Origin of the sequence: Terrabacter terrigena (genome assembly GCF_042676085.1) — a bacterium.
Lineage (GTDB): Bacteria > Actinomycetota > Actinomycetes > Actinomycetales > Dermatophilaceae > Terrabacter > Terrabacter terrigena.
In genome coordinates this window covers 59,451-69,187 of the sequence record NZ_JBHTKH010000015.1, presented here as the reverse complement: position 1 = coordinate 69,187, position 9,737 = coordinate 59,451, and the positions used below count along the sequence as shown (strand labels likewise).

At 70.0% G+C, this 9,737-nt stretch carries 9 protein-coding genes; 6 read left to right on the top strand and 3 right to left on the bottom strand.

All coding sequences use genetic code 11. The features are described from left to right. The first annotated feature begins 32 nt into the window (after window positions 1-32). Window positions 33-587 (top strand): NADPH-dependent FMN reductase, encoded by a 555-nt coding sequence (gene ssuE, locus ACFQ2V_RS17755; protein WP_386054200.1) that lies wholly within the window; start codon window positions 33-35, stop codon window positions 585-587. On the opposite strand, the gene ACFQ2V_RS17750 is transcribed toward ssuE, so the two are convergent. The 3 genes from ACFQ2V_RS17750 to ACFQ2V_RS17740 all read right to left on the bottom strand — a co-directional run bounded on the left by ACFQ2V_RS17750 (window position 577) and on the right by ACFQ2V_RS17740 (window position 4,328). Next, window positions 577-1,734, bottom strand: a complete 1,158-nt coding sequence (locus ACFQ2V_RS17750; RefSeq protein WP_386054198.1) for an alkaline phosphatase family protein — start codon at window positions 1,732-1,734, stop codon at window positions 577-579. The two genes, ssuE and ACFQ2V_RS17750, sit on opposite strands and share 11 nt — an antisense overlap. Continuing rightward, a complete protein-coding gene (locus ACFQ2V_RS17745) occupies window positions 1,731-3,011 on the bottom strand; it encodes an alkaline phosphatase family protein (protein WP_386054197.1) in 1,281 nt (426 codons plus the stop codon). The genes ACFQ2V_RS17750 and ACFQ2V_RS17745 overlap by 4 nt, the downstream gene beginning before the upstream one ends. Window positions 3,012-3,740: 729 nt before the next feature. Then, window positions 3,741-4,328 (bottom strand): helix-turn-helix domain-containing protein, encoded by a 588-nt coding sequence (locus tag ACFQ2V_RS17740; protein ID WP_386054196.1) that lies wholly within the window; start codon window positions 4,326-4,328, stop codon window positions 3,741-3,743. A 135-nt stretch (window positions 4,329-4,463) separates the two neighbouring features. Between ACFQ2V_RS17740 and ACFQ2V_RS17735 the strand changes: the two genes are divergently transcribed. Genes ACFQ2V_RS17735 through ACFQ2V_RS17715 form a run of 5 tightly spaced genes read left to right on the top strand, consistent with a single transcriptional unit; the run spans window position 4,464 to window position 9,711 of the window. Further along, the gene (locus tag ACFQ2V_RS17735; RefSeq protein ID WP_386054194.1) at window positions 4,464-5,384 is read left to right on the top strand and encodes an ABC transporter substrate-binding protein; all 921 of its coding nucleotides are present in this window, start codon (window positions 4,464-4,466) and stop codon (window positions 5,382-5,384) included. Window positions 5,385-5,388: 4 nt separating this feature from the next. Next, on the top strand, window positions 5,389-6,312 hold the full coding sequence (locus ACFQ2V_RS17730) for an amino acid ABC transporter permease (protein ID WP_386054193.1): 924 nt from the start codon (window positions 5,389-5,391) through the stop codon (window positions 6,310-6,312). Beyond that, window positions 6,312-7,157, top strand: coding sequence for an amino acid ABC transporter ATP-binding protein (locus ACFQ2V_RS17725; protein ID WP_449343049.1), 846 nt, complete (start codon window positions 6,312-6,314; stop codon window positions 7,155-7,157). The genes ACFQ2V_RS17730 and ACFQ2V_RS17725 overlap by 1 nt, the downstream gene beginning before the upstream one ends. Before the next feature lie 3 nt (window positions 7,158-7,160). Further along, window positions 7,161-8,117 (top strand): agmatinase, encoded by a 957-nt coding sequence (speB, locus tag ACFQ2V_RS17720; RefSeq protein ID WP_386054192.1) that lies wholly within the window; start codon window positions 7,161-7,163, stop codon window positions 8,115-8,117. Next, window positions 8,110-9,711 carry a thiamine pyrophosphate-binding protein gene (locus ACFQ2V_RS17715; RefSeq protein WP_386054191.1) on the top strand — a complete coding sequence of 534 codons (1,602 nt, stop codon included), beginning with the start codon at window positions 8,110-8,112 and terminating at the stop codon, window positions 9,709-9,711. Before speB ends, ACFQ2V_RS17715 begins: the two co-directional genes overlap by 8 nt. Window positions 9,712-9,737: the final 26 nt, after the last annotated feature.

Sequence of the window (9,737 nt, the reverse complement as noted above, 5' to 3'; positions counted from 1 at the left end):
ACCCCGCCACCGGCCTCCACGAAAGGACCACCATGTCCCGCATCCTCACCGTGTCCGGCTCACCGAGCCTGACCTCGCGCTCGGCCACCCTGCTCCAGCACGTCTCACGCACACTCCTGCGCCACGGGCACGACCTCGAACACCTCAACCTGCGTGACCTCCCGCCCGCAGCGCTGCTCCACGCCCACTTCGACGACCCTGCCATCGTCCAGACGGCCGGCCTGCTCGAGCAGGCCGACGGCGTCGTCATCGCCACCCCCGTCTACAAGGCCGCCTACACCGGGCTGCTCAAATCCTGGCTCGACCTGCTGCCGCAGTACGCGCTCACCGACAAGACCGTCCTGCCACTCGCGACCGGAGGGAGCGTCGCGCACGCGCTGGCTCTCGACTACGGCCTGCGACCGGTGCTCTCCTCCATGGGCGCCCGCCACATCGTCCAAGGCTTCCTCGTCATCGACCGCTACATCCAGCCCACCGGGGCCGGCCCGCTGGCGGTCGACGAGGAGATCCAGCCGGACCTCGGCACCGTCGTCGACGGGTTCCTCGACGCCCTGCCGCCGAGTGTCGAAGTTCGCCTCAGCGCGTGACTGGCCGGCCCACGGGTGGGCCGTTCCAGACGTCGAGTCCGAAGCGGGGGAGCCCGGGTTGGGCGGCGTAGCCGAGATGCGGCAGACGCCACAGGTCCTCGATGCTGGCCAGTAGCGAGTAGTGGTTGTACGGCGTGGTGCTCGTCGACCCGGGCGTGACGAAGCGTGAGAGCACCAGCGCGCCCACCCGCCCGCCGCCGGGTCCGGTGATGCCGGGGAGCGGGCTGTTGGGGCCCGGGCCCTCCCCGCAGCAGGCTGTGGCGTCGGTCTGTGGGCTGTCCGACTCGTCGAAGGTGATGACCAGCGCGCCGTCCTTCTTGAACGCCGGCGACGCGGTGATCCGCGGGACCCAGGTGCGCAGGAAGTCGTCAGCGCCGGCCAGGCCGCCGGGCTGCCCGTCCACGCACGGCGAGTCATGCGCGTCGTGGCACAGGTTCGGCGTGATGTAGCTGAGCGAGCGGGTCGTGGTGGACGATGCGAGGTCGGTCGTCAGGGACCCGAGGTCGACGACGTTGTCGCCGCAGGTGGGGGAGTCGGTGACCGACCTCAGGTACATGAACGGGTTGTGCCGGACGGCGTACTGGTCACCGGGCCGGGCCTTCTGCGTGTTGTCGACGGCGCCGAGCTGCGGGTGGCGGCAGGGCGTCTCCATGTCCTCCATGTAGCCGCGCCACGAGCGTCCGGCAGCGTCGAGCTGGTCGGGCAGGCTCGGGACCTGTGCGGGCAGGACGCACCCCTCGCCGACGTACTGACCCGGGTCGACCGTCGGGCCGGCGGTCACGAACGGCGAGTACGTCTGGCAGTCGGCCTGGGTCTGCGGGTTGGGCCCCTGGCCGGTGAGCTGGGCGAGGTAGTTCGGTAGCGAGTTGTGGGCCGTGCCGAAGTACTGGGTCAGCAGGACTCCCTGGTTGCGCAGCGTCCCGGACAGGTACGGCGCGGCCGAGTCCGGGCCCCACGTCTCGTCGAATCCCTTGTTCTCGAGGTTGATCACGAAGACGTGCCCAACGGGTGGTGGCAACGGTGGGGCCGAGGCGGTGGCGGTACCGGCCGGGGCGGCAGGGGCGGCGCTTGCCAGACCGAGCGTGGCGGCTGCGGCCAGTGCCAGCGTGAGTGCCGTGGCGAGCAGCGGGCGGCGGGGAGTTGTCATCGGGGTAGGTTCCATCCGTGGTCCAGGGCGAGCGTCTTCAAGGCGTTCCAGTCCTCGTAGTCAGCGAACCCGCCTGCCGGACAGGGAAGTCCGACAAACGGCTGCACGGCGTACGCGGGCGCGGTGAGGTCATGTCGGGTGAAGTCGAGTACTTCGGCGAGGTTTCGGGCCGACGCGTCGCGCGGGGTAAGGGGGTCGAGCCGCCAGCGCCACTCGATCATCGCCAGGACCGATGTGTGGTCGTAGACGTCCTTCGCGACGTAGCCTCGGCGAGCCATCGGCGAGATGACGAGGCAGGGGACGCGGAAGCCCCGCAGACCCCACTCCGGGTGCGCGTCGGGGGCGGCGGAGGGAGCGACATGGTCGTAGAAGCCGCCCCACTCGTCATAGTTGATGACCAACACGGTCTTGTCCCAGCCGGGTCCGGTGCGCACCGCGTCGTAGACCTCGTCGAGGAAGGCCTGTCCGGCGCGGATGTCGGCGTGCGGGTGGTCGTCGGCGGAGGAGCCGGTGCCCTCGTCCAGGAACTTCGGGTCGACGAACGACACGGCGGGCAGCGTGCCCGCGGCGGCGTCGGCGAGGAAGCGCGCGTACGGGCTGGAGATGCCGGCGTACTTGCTGCCCCAGAGCGCGGTGAACGGAACGTCGACGAAGTAGTAGCGGCCCGGCACACCCGCGCCGGCGAGCCGGTCCCAGATCGTCGGCATGGTCGCGACCGTGCTCGAGTTGTGGATGCGGTCGGTCTGGGCGGCGTGCTGGTAGAAGCGGTTCGGGTAGGTCTCGGCCATGATCGCCGAGAAGTAGCTGTCGCAGACGGTCCAGTCGCGAGCGGCCCTGCCGTAGAAGGCGAGGTCGGCGTCCGTGTAGTAGCCGATCGCGAACTCGTCGTTCTCGCCGGCGCGCAGCCACCCGTCGCAGGCGCCGCCGTTGAGTTCGATGCGACCGCCCTCGAACGAGTGGTCGGGGTCGGGGTGGGCGCAGCCCTGCTTGTCCTGCAGGTGATGGGTCGAGTGCGGAAGGCCGTAGCGGTCGGTGAAGGTCAGGCCCGCCTGCTTGCCTCGTGCGCCGGGCAGCCAGCCCAGGTAGTGGTCGAAGGAGCGGTTCTCCATCATGACCACGACGACGTGCTCGATGCCCGACGCCTCGGGAGAAGGCAGCTGCGGGGCGGCCCGCTGCGCCGCTGCCCGCGCGGAACCGGACGCGACAGCTCCGGTCAGGGCGCTCGCCCCGACGGCTCCACTCGCTCCGGTCAGGACGGCTCGTCTCGTGATGCTCACGGCAGGGACAACCCGCGGTGGGCGCATGCCGTTACGGCCTTCGTCGAGGGTGTCTCCAGCCGTTCACCTGCGCGTCACTCCAGCCATCTCGACGTCACCGGCGGGTCGCCGGACCGTCATCGGGCACCCAGCACACGCGCAGGAGCCTCTCAGCGGGAGGGGCTGGGCGCGAGGCACCGGCCCGCTTGCAGTCCGGGGTGCGGGGGCCCCGCTGGGTCCCGGTCTCCCGCCACATCCGGGCTCTCGGGCGCTTCGTCACGTCGAGGTGACCCTGGGCCCCTTTGTCCATTTGCTCCCGGTATCGGGGGGAACCTGTGATCATCCTGAGCATGCTCATCGGGTCCCCTCCGGGTGGGCAACTGATGCTCCGGCTGCCCCCAAGCCGGAGCAGGCGCGTCCCGCCTGCCTCCCACCTCGGGCGGGACGCGCCCCTTCGCGCGAACCGCAAGAGCGTCGTCCTGGGCTGGGCCCTGCTCTGCGCGGTGCGCAGGTCTGCGTCCCGGAACCTGGATGGCCGCGGGCGCATCGCATCGCCGGTCGCGCAGCTGACTCGCAGACCGGAGCGCCCCGGAAGCACCCCTCAATCCTCCGGGACGCCAGACTTTCCAGTACCCACCCTTGGGACGCCCACACACGGAGGGATGCGATACGCGCGGGACACCTACGCGCAGGCGTGCGGCGCCGTCCCCGGTCACAGGCGCGAGCGCAGCGAGGGCGATGCCGCCCCGATCACGAGCTGCCGCTCCATGGCGCCGGCGACAGGATCCACAGCATCTCGGCACCGACCGACGTGCTGACGTTGTGCCACGTGTGCGGCTCGCCGCCCGGAAATGTCACAGCCATCCCGGCCATGAGGTGCTCGCGGTGGTCGGCGAAGACGAGGTCGATGTTGCCCTCGAGCACGTACAGCACCTCGACCGCGCAGTTGATGGTGTAAAGGTCTGTCCCGCCTGACGCCCCGGGCTCGGCGCTGCTGCGCACCAGCTGCACGCGTGACTGACCGCGGGGCGTCATGAGCCGTTCGACGACGCCGCTGCCCCCCAGGTTGATCGTCGGTGCCGTCTCATGGCTGACGAGATCGACCTCGGGCGCGCTGAAGAGCGAGCCCACTTCGATGCTCATGACCTCACACAGCGTGATGAGCGAGGTCACGCTCAGGGACGTCTCGTCTCGTTCGACCCGGCTGAGGAAGCCCTTCGTGAGGCCGCTGGCTGCCGCGAGCTGGTCGAGCGTGTATCCGTTCGCCTTGCGCGCCGCGCGCAGGCGGGCGCCGATGCGCGCCCCGTCGCTCGTGGGGGAGACGGGAACCGGTCGCATGTGCAGTTCTCCTTCGCGCCGCGGCACTGGCTGGGTGGGAAATCGCCGCAACCCTCTTGACAGCACATCATGCCGGGCAACATCCTCATCACACAACCTTTGTTGTGTCACATGAAACTCAATGGAGAGATGATCATGCAGCTTCGACACCTCGCAGTGGTGGGCTCCCTCGCCGCCGTCGCCCTCGCCGCTGGTTGCGCTGCGCCGGAGGCCGACACGAGCGCCGCGGCTCCCGGCGCCACCGCCGGCGCCACCGCCTCGGCGACCGCCCTGCCCAAGGACGAGACGATCGCCGCCACGCTGCCCGACTCGATCAGGAGCGCCGGCACCATCAAGGTCGCCTCGGGCATCAGCTTCCCGCCGATGGAGTTCTATGCGGCGGACAACACGACCGCCCTCGGATTCGACCCGGATCTCGCAGCTGCCATCGGCCAGGTGCTGGGGGTCAAGTTCGAGTTCCAGAACACGAACTTCGACGGCATCATCGGCGGTCTCGACGCGGGTCGGTACGACCTGTCCCTGACGAGCATGATCGACAAGAAGTCGCGTCAGGCGACCGTCGACTTCGTCGACTACCTCAACTCCGGGGTCGCCTTCATGGTGGCCAAGGGCAACCCGAAGGGCCTCAAGGACAAGCTCGACCTGTGCGGCAAGAGCGCCGCCGTCGAGAAGAGCTCCACCGGCGACCTGTCCGTCGACGACATCACCGCGGAGTGCACCAAGTCCGGCAAGCCGGCAGTGACCAAGCTGCCCTTCCCCGACCAGGCCAGCGCGGTCCAGGCGCTGCAGTCCGGTCGCGCTGACGCGGTCGTCGCCCTCGACCTGACCCTCGCCTACAACGTCAAGCAGGCCCCTGACGCCTTCGAGGTCCCGGCCAAGCCGTTCGGCACGCTGCCTGTCGGGATCGTCGTGCCGAAGAAGAGCACCCAGCTGCGAGATGCCGTCCAGGCTGCCCTCAAGAAGGTGCAGTCGTCCGGCACCTACGACGCGTTGCTGGCCAAGTGGAACCTCCAGGCGCAGGCACTGCCCGGAGCCCCGCTCAACACCGGGAAGTGAGCTGATGGCCGGACAGCCCGCATCCGCGGGACCGCACGTGGCGGACGTCTCCGCGGCGTCGCACGCAGAGGAGCCGATCGTCCGGCTCCGTCATCCGGGACGGTGGGTGGCCGCCGCGGTCCTCGTCGTGCTGGCCGCGATGTTCGTCAACTTCGTCGTCACGACCAAGCAGCTGCGTCTCGACCTCGTGCTCGGCTACCTCTTCGAGCGCTCCATCCTGCGCGGCTTGCTGCTGACGGTCGAGCTCACCGCCATCGCCATGCTCATCGGAGTCGTGCTGGGCACGCTGCTCGCCATCATGCGCCTGTCGGACAACCCGATCCTGCGTGGCGTGGCTGGTGGCTACGTGTGGCTCTTCCGTGGCACACCGATCCTGGTGCAGCTGCTCTTCTGGTTCTTTCTCGGGACGGTGCTGCCCCAGATCAGCCTCGGTGTGCCGTTCGGGCCGGCCTTCTTCGCCGTGTCGAGCAACACCCTCATCACGCAGTTCGTCGCTGCCATCCTGGGGCTCGGACTCAACGAGGCGGCCTACATGGCCGAGATCGTGCGCGCCGGCATAGGTTCGGTCGACCGTGGCCAGACGGAAGCGGCCGAGGCGCTCAGCATGAGCCCCGGGCTCACCTACCGGCGCATCATCCTGCCGCAGGCGGCCCGGGTGATCGTGCCGCCGACGGCCAACGAGCTCGTGTCGATGCTCAAGCTCACCTCGCTGTGCCTGGTCATCGGCCTGCCCGAGCTGCTGACGACGGCCCAGCTGATCTACGGGCGCAACTTCCAGCAGATCCCGCTGCTCATCGTCGCCTCGATCTGGTACATCGTGCTCACCACGATCCTCACGGTCGTCCAGTCGCGCATCGAGCGGCGGATGTCCCGCGGCGTCCTGGGCGCCGTAGCCCGTCGAAGCCGGCTCGCGATCGGAGGTCGCTGATGGCCACGAACCAGCCCCCCACCCGCACGGACCCCACGACCGGGGCGCGAACCGGGAGCGACGCCCCCCGGGCGGTCGCGCCGGCCGCGCCCATGGTCCAGGCGATCAACGTGCGAAAGTCGTTCGGCGACCTCGAGGTGCTCAAGGGCATCGACCTGACCGTCCGCAAGGGCGAGGTCGTCTCGTTCCTCGGGCCGTCCGGCTCGGGCAAGAGCACGTTCCTGCGCTGCATCAACCACCTCGAGCGCATCGACAGCGGTGAGATCAGCGTCAACGGGCGACTCGTCGGCTACCGCCGGAGTCACGGCAAGAAGTACGAGCTCAAGCGCAAGGAGGTCGCTGCCGCCCGTCGCGACGTCGGCATGGTGTTCCAGCGCTTCAACCTCTTCCCGCACCTGACCGCCCTCGAGAACGTCATGGAGGCCCCGGTCTTCGTCAAGGGCGTCTCCAAGGCCGAGGCACGGGGTGCGGCGCACGACCTGCTGGCCCGAGTCGGACTCCAGGACAAGCCCGCGGCCTACCCCGCCCAGCTGTCGGGGGGCCAGCAGCAGCGCGTCGCCATTGCGCGCGCCCTCGCCATGAAGCCCGAGCTCATGCTCTTCGACGAACCCACCTCGGCTCTCGACCCCGAGCTCGTGGGTGAGGTGCTCGACGTCATGAAGGGCCTTGCGGCAGAAGGCATGACGATGATCGTTGTCACGCACGAGATCGGCTTCGCCCGCGAGGTCTGTGACCGGGTGGTCTTCATGGACGGCGGTGTCATCGTCGAAGAGGGGTCCCCGACGCAGGTCCTGCTACACCCCCAACACCACCGAACCCAGTCGTTTCTCGCGAAAGTGCTCTGAGCCATGCCTCGTACCCCGATCGGACCCGTCGACGCCACCACGGTGCCGCGTTTCGCCGGGCCGGCGACCTTCGCGCGGCTGCCGCGAATCGACGAGGTCGAGCGCGCCGACGTCGCCGTGCTCGGCGTCCCGTTCGACTCCGGAGTCAGCTACCGGCCCGGCGCACGCTTCGGTCCCGGCCACATCCGCGCCGCCTCGAAGCTGCTGCGCCCGTTCAACCCCGTCCAGGACGTCGAGCCGTTCGCCGTCCAGCAGGTGGTCGACGCCGGTGACGTGGCGTGCAACCCGTTCGACATCCAGGAAGCGGTGGGGCAGATCGACGCCGCCCTCCGCGAGGTCGCCGGAACGGGGGCCAAGCCGATGACCATCGGAGGCGACCACACGATCGCGCTGCCGATCCTGCGCGTCCTGCACGAGCAGCACGGCGAGATCGCCGTCGTGCACTTCGACGCCCACCTCGACACCTGGGACACCTACTTCGGCGCCCCGGTCACGCACGGCACGCCCTTCCGCCGCGCCAGCGAGGAAGGCCTCATCGACAGGACGGGAAGCATGCACGTGGGGATCAGGGGCCCTCTCTACTCCCGGCAGGACCTCACCGACGACCAGGTCCTCGGGTTCCAGGTAATCGGCGCCCACGACATGGACGACATGGGCTGGCGGGGCGCCGTCGAACGCATCAAGGCCCGGGTGGGCGACCGCCCCACGTACGTCTCACTCGACATCGACGTGCTCGACCCGGCCTTCGCGCCCGGGACCGGCACCCCCGAGGCCGGTGGGCTCACGAGCCGCGAGCTGCTCAACATGCTGCGGGCCTTCGCCGACCTCAACCTCGTGGGCGCCGACATCGTCGAGGTGTCACCGGCCTACGACCATGCGGAGGTCACCGGTATCGCTGCCGCCCACGCGGCATACGAGCTCGTCTCTGCCATGGCACCCAGGAGCGCCCACGATGCCTGACGTCCTCACCGGCGGAGCCGCCGTCATCAGCGCCCTTCGGGCCCATGGCATCACAGACATCTTCGGCATCCCCGGGACGCACAACCTGGAGCTCTACCGCTACCTGCCCGCCTCCGGCATGCGTCATGTGGTCACCCGCCACGAACAGGGGGCCGGCTACGCGGCCGACGCCTACGCCCGCGTCAGCGGCCGGCCCGGTGTGCTCATCACGACCTCCGGACCCGGCGTCACGAACGCCGTCACGGCGCTCGCGACGGCGTACGCCGACTCCGTGCCCGTGCTCGCCGTCTCACCCGGGCCTCCGCGCGGGACGGTCGGAAGCGACATCGGCTGGCTGCACGAGGTCAAGAACCAGCAGGCGGCTCTCGACGCCGTGACCGCACGCAGCATCAGGGTGGAGACCGCCGACGAGGTGCCAGAGGTCGTCGCCGACATCTTCGAGGGCTTCGTGACGCGGCGCCCGCGGCCCGTGCACCTCGAGATCCCCGTCGACGTCCTCGAGGGCAGCTGGTCTGCACGGGAGTGTGCCTCACGCCCGGTGCCTCCCGCCGTGCGCCCGGCGCCGGAGGCCGTCGAACGTGTGGCGACGGTCCTGGCCCGTGCCCGACAGCCCATCCTCGTCGCCGGCGGCGGTGCACGCGGCGCCGCGGCCGAGGTGCGCGCCCTCGCCGACCGCGGCCTCCCCGTCCTTACCACCGTCAACGGCAAGGGGGTCATCGACGAGTCGCACCCCAACGCCCTCGGCGCGGGCGCACGGCTCGCGGAGGCCCACCGTGCGATGAACGCCGCCGACGTCATCCTCCTCGTCGGCACCGAGCTCGGCGACTCCGACCTCTGGGGCGGGTCCGTCCAGCCGGGGCGTCCCGGTGAGCGCTTCGTCGTCCGCGTCGACCTCGACCCGGCCCAGATGCACAAGAACGTCCGGGCAGACCTGCCGCTCGTCGGTGACGCCCGCCTCGTCCTGGCCGCCCTGCTCGAGGCCACGCCCGCTGCTCTCGCGTCGCGCGACGAACGTCGGTCGGGCCGACTGCGCTCCGCCCTCGACGCAGAGGCAGAGCAGGCCGGAAAGCCGTGGGCTGCAATCCAGTTCGCGCTCTCACAGTCTCTCCCGCCAGACACCGTCGTCGCCGGTGACAGCTCCCAGGTGACCTACTACGGCACCGTCCACAGCTGGCCGTTCACCCCGGCGAACCGGCTGCTCTACCCGACGGGCTACGCGACCCTCGGCTACGGCATCCCGGCAGCCATCGGCGCCAAGGTCGCCCAGCCGGAACGACCTGTCATCGCCCTCGTCGGTGACGGCGCCGCGATGTTCTCCATCCAGGAGCTCATGACCGCCGTCGAGCAGCGACTGCCGCTGCCCATCGTCGTCGTCGACAACGGTGGCTACGCCGAGATCCGTGAGCAGATGGTCGAACGCGACATCGAGCCGCAAGGCGTCGACCTGCGCGAACCCGACTTCCCGGCCCTCGCCCGCGCCATGGGAGCCCGCGGTTGCCCCAGCGGTTCGGAGGACGAGCTGGCGGCGCTCGCCGCGGCGGCTCTCGAGGCCGATGGGCCGACGCTCATCCACCATCGGGTCCAGCCTGCCTGACCTCGCCACCGCGCCGCCTGCCCGAC